We start from the raw sequence: 16,988 nt of genomic DNA on the forward strand, positions 1-16,988 counted from the left end.
GCGCGGCACCAAGGGTGATAACATGTGCGCGCCGATAACGGAGCGCTGCCGCGCTGCGGATGTTCATAGTCGCCTCCCGGTCCGCCCCTTGTCGGGCGATCACGGAGAAGACGCGCGACCGTCACAAACCCGTAAGATTTTTTATCCGGCCGGCTCGGGCCTCCGGGCGGCATGCCGCATAGTCCGCTTCTGCACCCGCCGAACGACCTGCCAGGGAAGGGAAGGAAAGGACTCGCCTGCCTACGGCATGCGGGAAGCATCCGCGCCGGCCGCGTCCGCTTCCCGGAGCCGCCACCGCGGGTCATCGGCGCAGCGTGCCTCCAGGCCCCGGCCCAGCTCCGCGAGGCTCACCGCGCCCAGCCGCTCGACCATCAACGCCTCCGCATCGCGAAGCACATCTTCCACCGCGGCGTTGACGAGTTGCTCGACCGCGCAGGCCGGGTTGGAATGCTCGTTCCCGATCGCGAAAAGCCGGGGGCCGCCCACCGCGCGATAGACATCCAGGAGCGACACGCGCTCCAGGTCGCAGGCAATGGCCCAGCCGCCGCCATGCCCTTTCTCCGAGCGGACATAGCCCGCATCGCGCAGGCCCGCCAAGGTGCGCCGGACGACGACCGGGTTGGTCCCCAGCATCATGCCGATCGCTTCCGATTTCATGGGGCCGTCATGCCGCGCCATGTGGAGCAGCACGTGCAGCATGCGGGAAAGGCGGCTGTCGTTTCGCATGGGTCGATCTTCGCAGGTCTCCGCCCGTTGGCAAGGGCACGCCATCATGATACTTATGAAGTTACATGATTCGCGAGGGAAAGACATGCGAGAATTCGAGAATCCGGACCATTGGGACAATGCGGCGCGCCATTATCAGCAGACCGCCCATCCTTTCACGGCGCTCTTTGCGGAGGACGCGCTGGCGCGGCTGCCCCTGACGCCCGGAAGCCGCGTGCTCGATGTCGCGGCCGGCACCGGCGCGCTCGCTCTCGCCGCCGCGCGCAGCGGTGCGCAGGTGCTGGCAACCGATTTCTCCCCCGGCATGGTGGAGTGCATTGCCGCTGCCGGCCTGCCCAATGTCGAGGCGCGCGTGATGGACGGGCAGGCGCTGGACCTGCCGGACGCGCAGTTCGATGCCGTCTTTTCGATCTTCGGCGTCATCATGTTTCCCGACTGGCGCAAGGGCCTTGCGGAAATGGCCCGGGTGACGCGACCCGGCGGGCATGGCGTGATCGCCACATGGCAGTCCCGGGGCGCGGCGACGTTCCTCCTGCTGGGCGAGATCCGGCAGAAGCTGTTCCCGGAGCGGCCGGGCATGGCCATGCCCGAAGCCGTCCAGGCGCTCAGCGATCCGGACGATTTCGCCCGCGCCCTCGTCGCGGCCGGCTATCGCGATCCCCGCATCGAGGCCGTGACGCATGATTATCGGCTGGACGTGGCGGCGCTCGATGCCCCCGATACGCTGTTCGGCATGTCGCCCGACTGGACCAGTCTGGACGACGGCGAAAAGGCTGCGGTGGTCGCCAAGGTGCGGGACCGGGCGGCTGATCGCCCAATCCTGCCCATCCCCTCGACCGCCCTTATCGGCGTGGCGGAACGGTGAGGATCGCACGAAACCTCAGGGCTTGATCTCGAGCGAGGCGATCCTGTCGTCCCGAAGGCCGAAGACGTATCGCAGGTCGACGGGGAATGAGCGCATGGCTCCGGCGCCTTCCGGGACGCCGGATCATGGAGATCACATCGCGGCGCTGATCGGCCGCCGCCGATATCACCGCCTGCGCACAGCGTTCTTGAACTGCCGGCCCGACGGGCTCATTCCTGATGGACGGCTCCACCCCTTCGCAGCGGGAGAGGAGTCCGGAACGGGGCAGTCATGGCACAGCAGGAGGCAAGTCCAGTCTCGCGCAGCCGTCGGATCGGACGATGGCTTGCCGTCATGGTCGGCATCGCGGCCGCCGGCCTGCTCGTGCGCCATCTCACGGACCTTGAGCATTTCGCGATTCTGGTGCGGCAGGCTCAGCCGCTCTGGCTTCTGGTCGGCCTCGGCCTTCAGGTTTCCACTTATGTGATGGTTGCGCTGAGCTGGAAACTCGTCCTGCTCCGCGCGGGATTGCGCCGGAAGCTGCATGTCCTGCTGCCAGTCTCGATCTCCAAGCTGTTCGCCGACCAGGCCCTGCCAGGCGCGGGCCTGGGTGGCCATGTGCTGCTGGTCGATCGCCTCATGGCGCTGGGCGCGCCGCGGGGGGCGGCGGCCGCGACGCTGCTCATCTCCATGATCGGCTATTATCTCGCTTACATGGTGCTTGCGCTGGCCATGCTGCTGGTTCTCTGGCTGCATCATCGCGCGACGCCGCTGCTGTCCGGGCTGGTCACGACTTTCCTTCTCGTCGCCCTTGCCATTCCCCTGCTGGCCCTGTGGCTGCGGCATCGTGGCAGCCAGCCCCTGCCGCCCTGGCTGGAGCGAGTGGGTCCGGTCCGCTCGATCCTCACCACCATCGGCGAGGCGCCGGTGGACCTCGTCGGTGATCGGCGCCTGCTGGTCCGGGTATCTCTGCTGAATGGCGGCGTCTTTCTGGCCGATGCGGCGACGCTTGCCGTCTGCATGCGGGCGCTGGGCATGCCTTGGGATCCGGCCACTGCCTTTCTGGCTCTCATGGCCGGGTCGATCGCAGCCACGCTGGCGCCCATTCCGCTGGGATTGGGTAGCTTCGAGGCCAGCTCGACGGCCATGATGGCGTCTCTCGGCGTTCCGGTCGAGGCGGCCTTGACGGCCACGCTTCTCCTGCGCGGGCTCACGCTCTGGCTCCCCCTGTTGCCGGGCCTGGTCCTGATGCGGACGGGATGGCACGGGAAAGGCGAGCGGCGATGATCCAGGGTTTCTGGAGCATGTCCGGCGAGCAGGCGCTCACGGCTTTGCGCAGCACGCCGGCGGGGCTCGGGTCCGGCGATGCCGCTGCCCGGCTCGAAGCGGACGGGCCGAACGCCATCGAGGAGGCCCGTTCATTTCCCGCCCTGCGGCTGCTGGCAAGGCAGTTCAAAAGCCCGCTGATGCTGATCCTCGTCTTCGGGGCAATGGTTTCGATGGCACTGCGCGAGTGGCTCGACGCGACGATCATCCTGCTGATCGTGAACGGAAGCTGCCTGCTGAGCTTCCTCCAGGAATATCGGGCATCGAAAGCCGTTGCCGCGCTGCGTGACCGGCTGGCGCTCAAGGCCCGCGTGCTGCGTGACGGACAGGAAATCGAGATCCCGACGCGCGAGATCGTGCCCGGCGACATCGTGCTGCTGTCGGCTGGCAACATGGTGCCTGCCGATGGCCTGCTGATCGCCGCACAGGATTGCCTCGTCAATCAGGCCGCCCTGACCGGGGAGTCGCTCCCAGTGGAGAAGGCGCCCTGCGTGCTCCCCGCGGCGGCGGCGATGGGCGAGCGCACCAATGCCCTGTTCGCCGGCTCGTCCCTGCGCAGCGGCACCGCGAGGATGCTGGTCGTCCAGACCGGGTCGCGCACTGCATTCGGCCAGATCACCAGCCGGATCGGTGCCGCTGACGAGGAGACGGAGTTCGAACGGGGCGTGCGGACCTTCGGCATGATGCTTGTCCGCGTGATGATCGTCATGGTGCTCGCGGTGTTGACCGTGAACCAGTTGATGGACCGCCCGTTCGTGGAGTCCCTGCTGTTCGCCGTCGCGCTGGCGGTCGGGCTGTCGCCGGAGCTGCTGCCGGCGATCATCAGCGTCACACTCGCCAAGGGCGCGCGTCATCTGGCCGCGCGCGGCGTGATCGTCCGGCGACTGGACGCGATCGAGAATCTGGGCAGCATGGATATTCTCTGCACCGACAAGACCGGCACGCTCACCAGCGGCAAGGTCAGGCTGGAGGCAGCGGTCGATCTTGAGGGCGTGCCCTCGACGCAGGTTCTGCAGGCGGCGTTCCTCAATGCCTGCTTCGAGACCGGGATCGTCAACCCGCTGGACGAAGCGATCGTGGAGGCCGCGCCGGCCGTGCATCTTTCGAGCGAGGCCTGGCGCAAGCTCGACGAGATCCCTTATGATTTCAGCCGGCGGCGGCTCAGCATCCTGGTCGAGGAAAAAGGCGCGCCGGGCCAGTCCCGCCTGGTCACCAAGGGCGCCTTTGCAGAAATGCTCGCCGTCTCCGGTCGCCTCCGGGAGGGCGGCACGGACCGGCCCCTGCTCGACGAGGACAGGCGCCGGATAGAAGCTCTGTTCGAGGCGAAGGGAAAGGCCGGTTTCCGCGTGCTGGCTGTGGCCGAGCGGCAGTTCGGCACTGGCCATGACCGGGTGACTCACGAGGATGAGGCCGATCTCACACTCCTTGGCCTGCTGCTGTTCCTCGATCCTCCCAAGGAGGGTGTGGAGCGGACCATCCGCGATCTGCGGGACCTGGGCATCACCACCAAGATGATCAGTGGCGACAACCGGCACGTTGCCGCCCATGTCGCGGCCCAGGTGGGGCTCGATGCCACCGCCGTGCTGACCGGCGACGAGATCGCCGGCATGTCGAGCGAGGCCCTGTGTCATCGCGCCGGGCAGGTCGCGGTGTTCGCCGAGATCGATCCGCAGCAGAAGGAGCAGATCATCCATGCGCTGCAAAAGGCGGGACATGCCGTCGGCTACATGGGTGACGGCATCAACGATGCCCCTGCCCTGCGCCTCGCCGATGTCGGGATTTCGGTGGATCAGGCCGTCGATGTCGCACGTGAGAGCGCCGACATCGTGCTCCTGCAGCAGGATCTGAACGTGCTGCGCCAGGGCGTCGTTGATGGCCGCCATACCTTCGCCAACACGCTCAAATATATCTCGATCACCACGAGCGCCAATTTCGGCAACATGGTGAGCATGGCACTGGCCACGCCTTTGCTGCCGTTCCTGCCGCTGCTTCCCAAGCAGATCCTGCTCAACAACTTCCTGTCCGACATTCCCTCGATCGCGATCTCCAGCGACAATGTCGACCCCGAGCATCTCGAGGCGCCGCAGCGCTGGAGCATCCGGAATGTTCAGGCCTTCATGATCGTGTTCGGTCTCGTCAGCTCGGTTTTCGACTTGCTGACCTTCGGCGCGCTGCTCTGGATATTCCGGACGGACGCGGCGACTTTCCAGACCGTCTGGTTCGTGATTTCCCTGTTCACGGAACTGGTCGTCGTACTGGTCCTGCGCACGCGGCGGCTGAGCTGGAAGAGTCGGCCTGGGGGCCTGTTGCTCCGCACGACGCTGGTCATGATCGCGGTCGGGCTCATCCTGCCGTTCGTGCCCGGTCTCGACGGCCTGTTCGGTTTCGAGCGACCATCCGCCCGGATCATGGGCTTCAGCATCGCTATCGTAGCCTGCTATGCGCTGGCGACAGAAGTCACCAAGCGCCTGTTCTTCCCCCGACGCGAGAAGCAGGCCTGACGCAGAGCGGCCTTGACTAGACCGCCCCGGCAGGAAAAGGCTGGCGCGTGATCGTTCGCTCCAAACCCGGCCTGCGCGAGATACTCTTCGCGCTTCACGGCACCATCCTGGTGCAGATCGTCGGTCGCCTGTCCATCATCGCGGTGGTGTGCGTCTGCGCCGTTCTGGCTGCGCTGACCTGGCCGGGTCTGTTCGCGCAGATCAGGGGCATCCCCTTCGCGCTGATCGGCATCTCGCTCTCGATCTTCATGAGCTTCCGCAACGGCGCCTGCTATGATCGCTGGTGGGAGGCGCGCAAGCTGTGGGGCGCGCTGGTCATCGCCTGCCGATCCTTCGCCCGCCAGAGCGGCACGCTGGACGAGGCGGACCGGGCGGTGCTGCTGCGTTATCTCTGCGGCTTCACGGCAGGGCTCGCCGCCCGGCTGCGCGGTAATGAAGAGCCTGCCGTCATCCGCGCCCATTGCGGCGAGGGATCGTGGACGACGTCGCCCAACCCGACCGACGCCGTGCTGCAGCAGGCGGGCCGGCATTGCCTCGAACTTGCCGCGAGCGGGAAGATCACGTCCATCCACCATTCGCTGCTTGAGGGGCAGCTCGTCGCGCTCAGCCAGGTCCAGGCCGGGTGCGAGCGGATCGTCACGACGCCGATCCCCTTCACTTACTCGCTGGTCCTGCACCGCACGACATACATCTTCTGCCTGCTGCTGCCTTTCGCGCTGGCCGGGATGCTCGGCTGGTGGACGCTGCTGCCCGTGCTGCTGGCGAGCTACACCTTCTTCGGCCTCGATGCGCTGGCCGACCAGCTTGAGGACCCCTTCGGCCTTGAGCCCAACGACTTGCCGATCGATGCGATCACGCGGACCGTGGAGCGCGAGATGCTGGCGTTGCTGGGCGAGGCGGACCTGCCCCCGCCGCTGGAGCCGCAGCGCTACATCCTGACCTGAAAGAGCCCGCCCTCCATGGCATCGACGGGGACGGCCATGCCTTCCAGCGCCAGCAGATAGCGCTTGGCCGCAAGGCCGCCGGCAAATCCCGTCAGCGCGCCATCGGCCCCGACCACGCGATGGCAGGGCGCCACGATGGAGATGGGGTTCCTGCCATTGGCCGCGCCGACCGCGCGCACTGCGCTCGGCCGGCCGATCGCGCGGGCGATATCCGCATAGCTGCGCGTCTCGCCGAACGGGATCGCGAGCAGCGCCGCCCAGACCTGTTTCTGGAAATCCGTCCCCTCGAAGTCGAGCGGAAGATCGAAGTGCTGGCGCGTGCCGTCGAAATAGCCGTCCAGCTGGCGCGCCGCCTCGTCGAGCACCGGATGATCGTCCGCCTCCACGCGTGGCCCGCGCTTCACCCGCGCCGGATCGTCATCCTCCCAGAGGACCGCCGAAAGGCCACGCTCGCTCGCGAGCAGAGTGAGCACGCCGAGCGGCGAATTCATGGTGCGGACTGCGTAACTCATGCCGGGCTCCTGTCATGGAAATGCCGCCATAAAGGCACGGGCGCGCAGGTACATCCCGCAGCTTGCGTTCAAACCGGACCGGCGAAGGCGCCACCGGGCATCGTCATCGGGCGAGATCGGGAAGGTTGCTTGACTTAGCGCCATTCGTTTCCTAAACGTTCACTGTCCGTTCCAACTTTCAGGGCCATGCCATGCTGACCGCCAAGCAACAGCAACTGCTAAGCTATATCAAGCAGCATCTCGACCAGGGCGGCGTCTCGCCCAGCTTCGAGGAAATGAAGGAAGCGCTGGACCTCAAGTCGAAGTCGGGCATCCATCGACTGATCAGCGCGCTCGAGGAGCGCGGCTTCATTCGCCGCCTGCCCAATCGCGCGCGGGCGCTGGAGATCGTCAAGCTGCCGGACAGCCTCTCGTCGGCCGCGCATGCCGCGCCGGGCGCGAATGTCGTCCCGCTTCGCAAGCCCACCCCTGCCCCGCTCACCGCGTCGACGATCGCCGCCAATGACGTGGTGGAGATTCCGCTCCACGGGCGCATCGCCGCCGGTGTGCCGATCGAAGCGATGGAAGGCCAGACCATGCTGTCCGTGCCTGCCGCGCTGCTCGGATCGGGCGATCATTATGCGCTGGAAGTGTCCGGCGATTCCATGATCGAGGCCGGCATCCTCGATGGCGATTTCGCGCTGATCCAGCGCGCGGACACCGCCCGGCCGGGCCAGATCGTCGTCGCGCTGATCGACGAGAACGAGGCGACGCTCAAATATTTCCAGCCCGAAGGCCGCAAGATCCGTCTGGCGCCCGCCAATCGCGATTATGATCCGCAGGTCTATGATGCCGATCAGGTGCAGGTGCAGGGCAGGCTTGCGGGACTGCTGCGCCGTTATAACTGAACGCGGCTTCCGGCGGGGGCGGCGTCCTCGCTGAACCGGCGCGGACGACGGGCCGGCAACCGAACGCCCCCTGGCGCTGCGCTGAGTTCCTTACCCGGGATCCAGCCGCGCCTGCGGTCCGGCCCCCGACGAGGCGCGCCGGCCCGCCCACGGAAAATGCCGATCATCTGTCGCGGATGATCCAGGGATGCTCGTCCCGGGGGTCGCGCCCGCCGATGATCCTTCGTTCCTTGAGGGAGATCATCGCGCCGCCCATCGCGGCCAGCACCGGCCGGTCGAGCTTTGCCCAGCGGGGCAGGCAGGCATTGGGCAGCCTGCGATCGGCAATGGCGATGTCCGCCCGGGCACAGGCAGCGACGAGCGCCTGCCACGGCACGCGCAGGCTGGACCGGGTCATCAGCAGCCGGACGGGCTCGGCATCGGCGCGCCGGAGCCTCACTTCGCACAGGTCCCGCGAACAGGCCGCCTCGCCGGTGTCGGCCAGCGCGGCGAATGCGCCTTCATAGCCCGCCGCCTCGGCAAGGGTCGTGCGCACATAGTCCCCGGCGCGGTCGCGCAGCAGGGCCATCTCGCCATTCGCGACGCGCAGGGCCACATGCCGCCCGTCCGCGGTGACCAGCACGTCGGGCGCGGGCGCGGCCAGCGTGAACGCGAGGCCGATCGCCGCGGCCGGCGCGCCCAGCCAGCGGATACGGCTGCGCCAGAGCATCAGCCAGATGAAGCCGATCATCGCCAGCGCGAAGGCGAAATTCCCCGATGTCGGCCGGACCATCGTGGCGAAGGGCTGGTTCGCCACGAAATGCGCGAGCGCCAGCAGCAGTGCCAGCGCCGTTTCCACGATCCACCAGGCCGGCTTCCCAAGGCCGACGATGTCCAGCATCAGCGCGAGCGCCTCGAAGGGCATGATGACGAAGCTCGTCAGCGGAATGGCGATCATGTTCGCCAGCGCGCCAAGCAGGCCGGCGCGGTGGAAATGCGCGAAAGCGATCGGCGTGAGCACGATCTCGACGACGAGCCCGGTGGCGAGCAACGCACCCAGATGGCGCAGGAGCCGCCGCCAGCGCGCTTCCTCCCGACGCGCGAAGAACGCCCGCGCCGGCGGATATTCGTAAAGCGCGACGATCGCGGTGACGGCGGCGAAGCTCATCTGGAAGCTGGGTCCCGGCACGCTTTCCGGCCAGAAGAGCATGACGATGAGGGCGCCGACCGCGATCATGCGCAGGCTGATCGCCTCACGCCCCAGCGCCAGCCCGCAGATGACGAGCAGCGCCGCGATGCACGAGCGGACCGTGGGCACTTCGGCGCCAGTGAACAGGGTGTAGGCGATTCCCGCCACCCCGCCGAGGCACGCGGCCACGAGGAGGATCGGCCATCGCAGCGCCAGTCCCGGCGAGAGCGCGAGCAATCGCATCGCCACGAGCATCACGCCGCCGATGAGCGCGGAGACATGGAGGCCGCTGATCGAGAGCAGATGTGCAAGGCCGCTGCGGCGCATCGCTTCCGCGTCCGCCTCGCTGATGCGCGTGCGGTCCCCGGTCGCCAGCGTCACGGCGATCGCGCCTTCGCCGCCGGGGAGGCGCTCGGCGATGTGCGCGGCCATCCGCGCCCGCGCGCCGGGCCCGTTCTCGCCCCCGCTGACCCGGCGGACCGTGCCGATCACCCGGCCGGACGCGCCGATCCCCGCGAAATAGGCCCGCTCGGCAAAGTCATAGGCGCCGGGCACGGCGGAAGGCGCCGGCGGCATCAGCCGCGTGCGCAGCGCGACGACATCGCCCCGCCCCGGGCTTTGGGGCAATTGCGCAGGTTCCGCGTTCACGCGAATGCGCTGGGGCAGGTCCGGCCGGTCCAGCGGCGCGAGATCGAGCCGGACGAGCCCGCGCGAGAGCAGCGACTCGACCCCCGTCACGCGTGCGTTCAGTTCCACCATGGCCGGCCGGGCGAGCGGCGGGGCGCCCATCAGCAGCGCCTTGGCCCATATCAGCAGGCAGCCTGCCGCCAGCAGCATGGCGCCTGTCGCAAGTGTCGGCGCCAGCCGCCCGCCCCGACCCAGCATCCCGACCGCCATCGCGAAGCCCAGCCAGCCGACGACCCAGGCGACCCAGTGCAACGATGTCGGCAGGGCAAACCACGCGCAGATGCCCGCGCCAAGCGCGACCGGGCACCACAAGGGCAGTTGGGCGCGCTCATCCTCCAGCCAAGCTTCCACCCATGTGCGCAGGCGCGAGACAGCGGCGCTGCTGCGGTGCAACAGCGGGATTTGTCGACTGGAAAAAGCCGTGCTAGGGGCGTGCTCGTTCAATGGACCCCATCCCCCCTGGAGCTGAGCATAGCGTGACGGACGGTTTGAAAACAACGAGCAAGGTCGTCACCCGCTTCGCCCCCTCGCCCACGGGTTTCCTGCATATCGGCGGTGCCCGCACCGCATTGTTCAATTATCTCTTCGCCCGGCATCATGGCGGCCGATTCCTGCTGCGGATCGAGGATACCGATCGCGCTCGCTCCACCGAGCAGGCGATCGAGGCGATCTTCGACGGGCTGGGCTGGCTGGGCCTGGAAGGCGACGAGGAGCCGGTCTTCCAGTTCGCCCGCCTCCATCGCCATGCCGAAGTCGCGCAGCAGATGCTGGCGGCCGGTCATGCCTATAAATGCTTCGCGACCCCCGAGGAGCTGGCCGAGCTGCGCGAGCAGCAGCGCGCCGCCCGGCAGCCGATGCGCTATGACGGGCGCTGGCGCGACCGCGATCCCGCCGAGGGTGGCGACAAGCCCTTCGTGATCCGCCTCAAGGCACCGCGGGACGGCGAAACGGTGATCGAGGACGCGGTGCAGGGCCGCGTCGTCGTCCAGAACAACGAGCTGGACGACATGATCCTGCTCCGCTCGGACGGCACGCCGACCTACATGCTCGCCGTAGTGGTGGACGATCACGACATGGGCATCACGCATGTCATCCGGGGCGACGATCATCTCAACAACGCCTTCCGCCAGCTCGGCATCATCCGCGCGATGGGCTGGCCCGAGCCGGTTTATGCCCACATCCCGCTCATCCACGGGGCCGATGGCGCCAAGCTTTCCAAGCGCCATGGCGCCATGGGCGTCGATGCCTATCGCGACGAGCTGGGCATGCTGCCCGAGGCCGTGAACAATTATCTGCTCCGGCTGGGCTGGGGCCATGGCGACGAAGAGATCATCGATCGCGCGCGCGCCGTCGAGCTGTTCGACCTCTCCGGCGTGGGCCGCTCTCCCTCCCGCTTCGACATCAAGAAGCTGGAAAGCCTCAATGGCCATTATATCCGCGAGGCCGACGACGGTCGCCTTGCCCTGCTGGTCGCGGAGCGCATGGCGCCGCTGGACGACAGTGCCGCTGCCCAAGCGCGCCTCCACAAGCTGGCCGACATCATGCCCGCCCTCAAGCCCCGCGCGAAGACGCTGCAGGAATTGACCGAGGGCGCCGCTTTCCTCTTTGCCACGCGACCGATTCATGTCGACGAGGCCGCCGCGAAGTTGCTAGACACAGACGCGCGGACCTTGATCAAGACCGTGGCCGATGCCCTTGGAAAGCTGCCGGACTGGTCGCTCGAAGGCATCGAGACCGCGATACGGACCGTGGCTGAGGATGCCGGTCTGGGACTTGGCAAGGTGGCACAACCGCTGCGCGCCGCATTGACCGGGCGAACGACTTCGCCTGGTATTTTCGACGTGCTCTACCATCTTGGACAGGAAGAGACACTCGGGCGTCTTGGTGACCAGATCCGGGACTGACCAGCCGCGAACAAAGGAACGAGGGGTGAAGGAATGACCGATAATGTCAAACTGAACGTCGACGCTAAAGAGGTGGACCTCAAGGTGCTCTCCGGTTCGGTGGGCCCGCAGGTCATCGACGTGCGCAAGCTTTATGCGCAGACGGGGATGTTCACTTACGATCCCGGCTTCACCTCCACGGCGAGCTGCGATTCGGCTCTGACGTACATCGATGGCGACAAGGGCGTCCTGCTCCACCGCGGTTACCCGATCGAGGAACTGTCCGAGCATTCGAGCTTCATGGAAGTCGCCTATCTCCTGCTGCGCGGGGATCTGCCTTCCAAGGACGAGCTGGACAAGTTCGTGTGGACCATCACGCGCCACACGATGGTGCATGAACAGCTCAGCACGTTCTTCCGCGGTTTCCGGCGGGATGCGCACCCGATGGCGATCATGTGCGGCGTCGTCGGCGCCCTGTCGGCCTTCTATCACGATTCGACCGACATCACGGATCCCGTGCAGCGGATGATCGCGAGCCACCGCCTCATCGCGAAGATGCCGACGCTGGCTGCCATGGCCTACAAATATTCGGTCGGCCAGCCCTTCGTCTATCCGCGCAATGACCTGAGCTACACCGGCAATTTCCTGCACATGACCTTCTCGGTCCCGGCCGAGGAATATGTCGTGAACCCGGTGATCGAGCGGGCGCTGGACCGCATCTTCATCCTGCACGCGGATCATGAGCAGAACGCGTCGACCTCGACCGTCCGCCTCGCCGGCTCGTCGGGCGCGAATCCCTTCGCCTGCATCGCGGCAGGCATCGCGTGCCTGTGGGGCCCCGCGCATGGCGGCGCCAACGAAGCGGCGCTGAACATGCTCCGCGAGATCGGAACGCCCGAGCGCATTCCGGCCTATATCGCCCGCGCCAAGAACAAGGACGATCCCTTCCGGCTGATGGGCTTTGGCCATCGCGTCTACAAGAATTACGATCCGCGCGCGACCGTGATGCAGAAGACGGTTCGCGAAGTGCTCTCCGAGCTCAAGGTAAGCGACCCGATCTTCGACGTCGCCCTGCAGCTTGAGGAAATGGCGCTCAAGGACGATTATTTCGCCGAGAAGAAGCTCTTCCCGAACGTCGATTTCTATTCGGGCATCATCCTTTCGGCCATCGGCTTCCCGACCGACATGTTCACGGTGCTTTTCGCGCTGGCGCGGACCGTCGGCTGGGTCGCGCACTGGAACGAAATGATCTCGGATCCAGAGCAGAAGATCGGCCGCCCCCGCCAGCTCTACACCGGCCCGGCGCAGCGCCCCTACGTGCCTGTCGCCGAGCGCTGAGGACAGTTATCGGCCGGACGGCAGCGAGCCTGTCGTCCGGCTTCTTCCATGGATCGCCCCGGGGCTCCACTCGCGAGGCTCCGCTTTCCCGCCCCTCCCCGTCCGCTCCCTCGCTCAGCCTCTCCACGCGGCTGGGCGATTGCCGTTCGTCGAAAGATCGGCTACCGGTCGCCGCAGGGTCAGCAGTTCACCCAGGCGTCACCGTCCCGCAAGGGAAGCTAAACCTGCCGAAAACCAGACAGACGACTCCAGCCCTCGTGCCGCGTCGCAAGCCGGTGACCCTCGATATCCAGCAGGCACATGCGAGGATTGGCCATGTCCAGAACGATCTTGCCGTTCGCTGCTCCGGATTTTTCCGCTCTTGCCCGCTCGCTGCGCCAGCAGCTTGTCGGGCGCACCGCAGCGCCCGGTCATCTTGAACTCATGAACATGCTGGCGCGTGCCGCCGGCAGCCGCAATTACCAGCATTACCGGGCGCAGGCACTCACCACGCCCGCGCCGCAAGCGCACGCTGCGCCCCCGGCCACGCACGACATCGAGGCGGCCGACACCCCGCCCGTGCGCCCCGAACGCCTCGAAAAAGCCCTGCGCTGCTTCGATCGGGACGGCCGGCTCACTCGCTGGCCGGCGCGCACCGTGCTCCAGCATCTCTGCCTGTGGCCGCTCTGGGCGGATTTCCCCCCGGCCCGCACGCTCGATGAGAAGCAGGTCAATGACTATCTCAAGAGCCGCAACAGCTTCTTGGACCACGCCATCCTGCGGCGGGAGATGTGCAACATCGGGCTGCTCAGCCGCACGCGCGACGGCCGGGCCTATCGACGGCTGGAGCGGCGCCCGCCGCCCGAAGCACTCATGATGATCCGCCTGCAGGCCGACAAATGCCGCAAGGCGGGGTGACAGGGGAATGAACGTCAGCAGGAAGGTTCGGGGCCCATGCCCCGGCCTTTCCGGCCTCAGGCAGCCTTGCGAGTCTTCGCCAGCTTCTTGAGCAGCATGTCCCGCTTCAGGCGCGAGAGATGGTCGATGAAGAGAATGCCTTCGAGATGATCCATCTCATGCTGGAGGCAGGTGGCGAGCAGCCCTTCCAGCTCTTCCTCGTGGATGCGGCCCTGCCGGTCCATCCAGCTCGCCCGGATGCGCGCGGGGCGATCCACCTCGGCATATTGGTCGGGCACCGAAAGGCAGCCCTCATTGTAGACCGAGTGCTCGGCCGAGCCCTCGAGAATGCGCGGATTGATGAACACCAGCGGGTTCTTCACCGGCGGCGCGCCTTCCTCGTCCGATTCGGGCTCCTGCAGGTCGATCACGAGCACGCGCTTGGGAACGCCGATCTGGATGGCCGCAAGGCCGATGCCGGGCGCGGCGTACATCGTCTCGAACATGTCGTCGATCAGCGTCTGCAACGCATCGTCGATGGTCTCGACGGGCGTCGAAATCGTCCGCAAGCGCGGATCGGGCGTCTCGATGATAGGACGGATGGCCATGAGGGGGAGATATGAGAGGGGCCACGCAAGATCAAGGGTGGCGTTGATGCTTTGTTCCGATCAATCTGATCGAACGCAAAGACAGGCCTCGTGCGTTACACCATTGTTTCGGCGGCAAACGGGCCTTTCGCAAGGCGGATGACGGGACGGGCAATGCGCGACAGCCAGAGCCAGCAGGCAGTGATCGACTTTCTCTCGGGCCCCGGCGTGCTGGGTCCCGGCCGCCCTGAGCGAATCGATACCCATGGCGCTATCGTCTTCCTCGCCGGCGACCGGGTGTTCAAGCTCAAGCGCGCCGTTCGCTATGCCTATCTCGATTTCTCGACGCCCGAGAAGCGGCGCTGTGTCTGCGAGGCGGAACTGCGCCTCAATCGCCGCACCGCGCCCGACCTCTATCTGGAAGTGCGCAGCGTCAATGCGCAGGCGGACGGCAGGCTGGGCTTCGAGCCCGGCACGCCGGTCGACTGGCTGGTGGTGATGCGCCGCTTCGGGGCGGAGGACCTGCTCGAGAGCGTCGCCGCGCGCGGCGGACTGACGGCGCCTCTTACCCGGCTGCTCGCGGACCGGATCGCGGCCTTTCACCGGGAGGCGGAGGTGGCGGTCGTCCCGGACGGCGCCGCGCGGGTGCGGGCGATCATCGAGGGCAATCGCACGAGCATGGCCGCATGCGATGGTGCGGTGCTACCGCCGGACGACTGCGCCCGCCTGCTTCAGCGCAGCCTCGCCGCGCTCAAAGAGCTTGTCCCCTGCCTCGATGCGCGCGGCAGCAGCGGCCATGTCCGCCACTGCCATGGCGACTTGCATCTGGCCAATATCTGCCTGTGGCGCGGCGTGCCGACCTTGTTCGACTGTCTGGAATTCAGCACCGACCTCGCCACGACCGACGTGCTTTACGATCTCGCTTTCCTCGTCATGGACATGTGGGAAAAGGGCCTTCACGCGCAGGCCTCGCTGCTGTTCAATCGCTATCTGGACCTGACCGGCGAAGAGGACGGCATCCCCGCGATCCCGCTCTTCCTCTCCATGCGAGCAGCGATCCGCGCGCATGTCAGCGCCGTGGCGGCGCAGACGCAGGGCGATGCGGCCGCAGCGGAGGGGAAGCGCCGGTCCGCTGGCACCTATCTGCGCGCAGCGCTTGCCTTTCTCGATCAGCCGCCGCCGGTGCTGGTCGCCGTCGGCGGCTTCAGCGGCACGGGCAAATCGACGCTCGCGGGGGCGCTGGCGCCGGGCCTCGGTGGCGCGCCGGGCGCGCGGTGGCTGCGCACGGACGTGCTGCGCAAGCGACTCGCGGGGCTGGCGCCCGAGGAGCGCCTGCCCGCCGCCGCCTACACGCCGGAGCAGTCGGCGCGGGTTTACGAGGCGCTCGGCGAATCCGCCGGCGCGAGCCTCGCAGCGGGCAGAAGCGTCATCGTGGACGGCGTCCTCGCCAGCCCGGAAGAGCGCGCCGCGATCCGCGCGGTGGCAGCAGCCCATGGTGCGCCGTTCATCGGCCTGTGGCTCGAAGCGCCCGCCGCCCTGCTCATGGACCGCGTGTCCGCCCGGCAAGGCGATGCCTCGGATGCGGACGCGCGCGTCGTTTCCCTGCAATTTCAATATGATCCCGGCGATCTTTCGGACTGGCGGCGGATCGATGCGTCCGGCTCCCCGGAGGATGTCGCGCGCCGGGCAATGTCGGCACTGGAGGAGGATCAACGCTCATGGCCCTGATGCATGCCATGCAACTCGATGCGCCGGGCGAACGGCTGCGCCCCGTCGCGCGCCCGCTGCCCGAGCCGGCGGCGGGGCAGATCCGCCTCGCCATTTCCGCCTGCGGCGTCTGCCGCACGGACCTGCATGTGATGGACGGGGACATCCACGGCGTCCTGCCGATCATCCCGGGGCACGAGATCGTCGGCCGCGTCGATGCGCTCGGGCCCGGCGTGACCGGCCTCGCGCCCGGTGACCGCGTCGGCGTGCCCTGGCTCGGCCATAGCTGCGGCACCTGCCGCTTCTGCCTGAACGGGCAGGAGAATCTGTGCGACGCCCCGCTCTTCACCGGCTTCACGCGCGATGGCGGCTATGCGAGTCATTGCATCGCGGACGCGCGCTATTGCTTCCCCATTCCGGACATGTTCGACGATGTCCATGCCGCACCGCTGCTCTGCGCGGGGCTGATCGGCTATCGCGCTTACCGGCTTGCCGGGGATGCGCCCACGCTCGGGCTCTATGGCTTCGGCGCCGCCGCGCACATCCTTGCCCAGCTCGCCATCTGGCAGGGGCGCCGCGTGCTCGCCTTTACCCGCGAGGGGGACGCGCGCAGCCAGCATTTCGCCCGCGCGCTCGGCTGCGCCTGGGCCGGGTCGTCCACGCAGTCCTCGCCCGAGCCGCTCGACGCCGCCATCATCTTCGCGCCGGATGGAGCGCTGGTGCCGCGCGCGCTCAAGGCGGTCCGCAAGGGCGGACGCGTGGTCTGCGCCGGCATCCACATGTCCGACATCCCGGCCTTTCCCTATGCCGATCTGTGGGAGGAGCGCAGCATCCTCTCCGTCGCCAACCTGACGCGCGCCGACGGGCTGGCGTTCCTGCCTCTCGCCGCCCGGGCCGCCATCCGCACCAGCGTGACGGCGCTGCCGCTCGATCAGGCGAACGAAGCGCTCGACCGCCTGCGGCGCGGCGATGTCGACGGCGCGCTCGTCCTCACCATGTGAG

Annotated in this window: 14 protein-coding genes; 10 read left to right on the forward strand and 4 right to left on the reverse strand. The window is 67.4% G+C overall.

What is annotated here, in order from left to right:
- Positions 1–240: 240 nt before the first annotated feature.
- Complete coding sequence (locus SLG_RS12475; protein WP_014076837.1) at positions 241–726, reverse strand: Rrf2 family transcriptional regulator; 486 nt, start codon at positions 724–726, stop codon at positions 241–243.
- Between the two features lie 85 nt (positions 727–811).
- Between SLG_RS12475 and SLG_RS12480 the strand changes: the two genes are divergently transcribed.
- From SLG_RS12480 to SLG_RS12495, 4 genes are all read left to right on the forward strand, one after another.
- Complete coding sequence (locus SLG_RS12480) at positions 812–1,591, forward strand: class I SAM-dependent methyltransferase (RefSeq protein ID WP_014076838.1); 780 nt, start codon at positions 812–814, stop codon at positions 1,589–1,591.
- A gap of 333 nt (positions 1,592–1,924) precedes the next feature.
- Positions 1,925–2,857, forward strand: coding sequence for a lysylphosphatidylglycerol synthase transmembrane domain-containing protein (locus SLG_RS12485; RefSeq protein WP_231848671.1), 933 nt, complete (start codon positions 1,925–1,927; stop codon positions 2,855–2,857).
- A complete protein-coding gene (mgtA, locus tag SLG_RS12490) occupies positions 2,854–5,397 on the forward strand; it encodes a magnesium-translocating P-type ATPase (RefSeq protein ID WP_014076840.1) in 2,544 nt (847 codons plus the stop codon). The genes SLG_RS12485 and mgtA overlap by 4 nt, the downstream gene beginning before the upstream one ends.
- Before the next feature lie 47 nt (positions 5,398–5,444).
- Positions 5,445–6,341, forward strand: a complete 897-nt coding sequence (locus tag SLG_RS12495) for a bestrophin family protein (protein ID WP_014076841.1) — start codon at positions 5,445–5,447, stop codon at positions 6,339–6,341.
- Here the strand turns inward: SLG_RS12495 and SLG_RS12500 are convergent.
- Positions 6,326–6,853 (reverse strand): methylated-DNA--[protein]-cysteine S-methyltransferase, encoded by a 528-nt coding sequence (locus SLG_RS12500; RefSeq protein WP_014076842.1) that lies wholly within the window; start codon positions 6,851–6,853, stop codon positions 6,326–6,328. The two genes, SLG_RS12495 and SLG_RS12500, sit on opposite strands and share 16 nt — an antisense overlap.
- Positions 6,854–7,044: 191 nt before the next feature.
- Between SLG_RS12500 and lexA the strand changes: the two genes are divergently transcribed.
- Positions 7,045–7,740 carry a transcriptional repressor LexA gene (gene lexA, locus SLG_RS12505; RefSeq protein ID WP_014076843.1) on the forward strand — a complete coding sequence of 232 codons (696 nt, stop codon included), beginning with the start codon at positions 7,045–7,047 and terminating at the stop codon, positions 7,738–7,740.
- 163 nt (positions 7,741–7,903) lie between these two features.
- Here the strand turns inward: lexA and SLG_RS12510 are convergent, their stop codons facing one another.
- Positions 7,904–9,988 carry a ComEC/Rec2 family competence protein gene (locus tag SLG_RS12510; protein WP_014076844.1) on the reverse strand — a complete coding sequence of 695 codons (2,085 nt, stop codon included), beginning with the start codon at positions 9,986–9,988 and terminating at the stop codon, positions 7,904–7,906.
- A gap of 50 nt (positions 9,989–10,038) precedes the next feature.
- Between SLG_RS12510 and gltX the strand changes: the two genes are divergently transcribed.
- From gltX to SLG_RS12525, 3 genes are all read left to right on the forward strand, one after another.
- On the forward strand, positions 10,039–11,499 hold the full coding sequence (gene gltX, locus SLG_RS12515) for a glutamate--tRNA ligase (RefSeq protein WP_083853384.1): 1,461 nt from the start codon (positions 10,039–10,041) through the stop codon (positions 11,497–11,499).
- Between the two features lie 33 nt (positions 11,500–11,532).
- Positions 11,533–12,816: a citrate synthase gene (locus SLG_RS12520; protein ID WP_014076846.1), complete on the forward strand. Its 1,284-nt coding sequence runs from the start codon at positions 11,533–11,535 to the stop codon at positions 12,814–12,816.
- A 315-nt stretch (positions 12,817–13,131) separates the two neighbouring features.
- Positions 13,132–13,713, forward strand: a complete 582-nt coding sequence (locus SLG_RS12525; RefSeq protein ID WP_014076847.1) for a DUF2087 domain-containing protein — start codon at positions 13,132–13,134, stop codon at positions 13,711–13,713.
- Positions 13,714–13,769: 56 nt separating this feature from the next.
- Here SLG_RS12525 and def read toward each other — a convergent pair whose 3' ends face one another.
- Positions 13,770–14,300 carry a peptide deformylase gene (gene def, locus SLG_RS12530; RefSeq protein WP_014076848.1) on the reverse strand — a complete coding sequence of 177 codons (531 nt, stop codon included), beginning with the start codon at positions 14,298–14,300 and terminating at the stop codon, positions 13,770–13,772.
- 138 nt (positions 14,301–14,438) lie between these two features.
- Here def and SLG_RS12535 point away from each other — a divergent pair, with 138 nt between their 5' ends.
- A complete protein-coding gene (locus tag SLG_RS12535) occupies positions 14,439–16,007 on the forward strand; it encodes a bifunctional aminoglycoside phosphotransferase/ATP-binding protein (RefSeq protein WP_014076849.1) in 1,569 nt (522 codons plus the stop codon).
- A complete protein-coding gene (locus tag SLG_RS12540; protein WP_014076850.1) occupies positions 15,998–16,987 on the forward strand; it encodes a zinc-dependent alcohol dehydrogenase family protein in 990 nt (329 codons plus the stop codon). The genes SLG_RS12535 and SLG_RS12540 overlap by 10 nt, the downstream gene beginning before the upstream one ends.
- Position 16,988: the final 1 nt, after the last annotated feature.

The organism is Sphingobium sp. SYK-6, from assembly GCF_000283515.1.
Taxonomy (GTDB): domain Bacteria; phylum Pseudomonadota; class Alphaproteobacteria; order Sphingomonadales; family Sphingomonadaceae; genus Sphingobium; species Sphingobium lignivorans.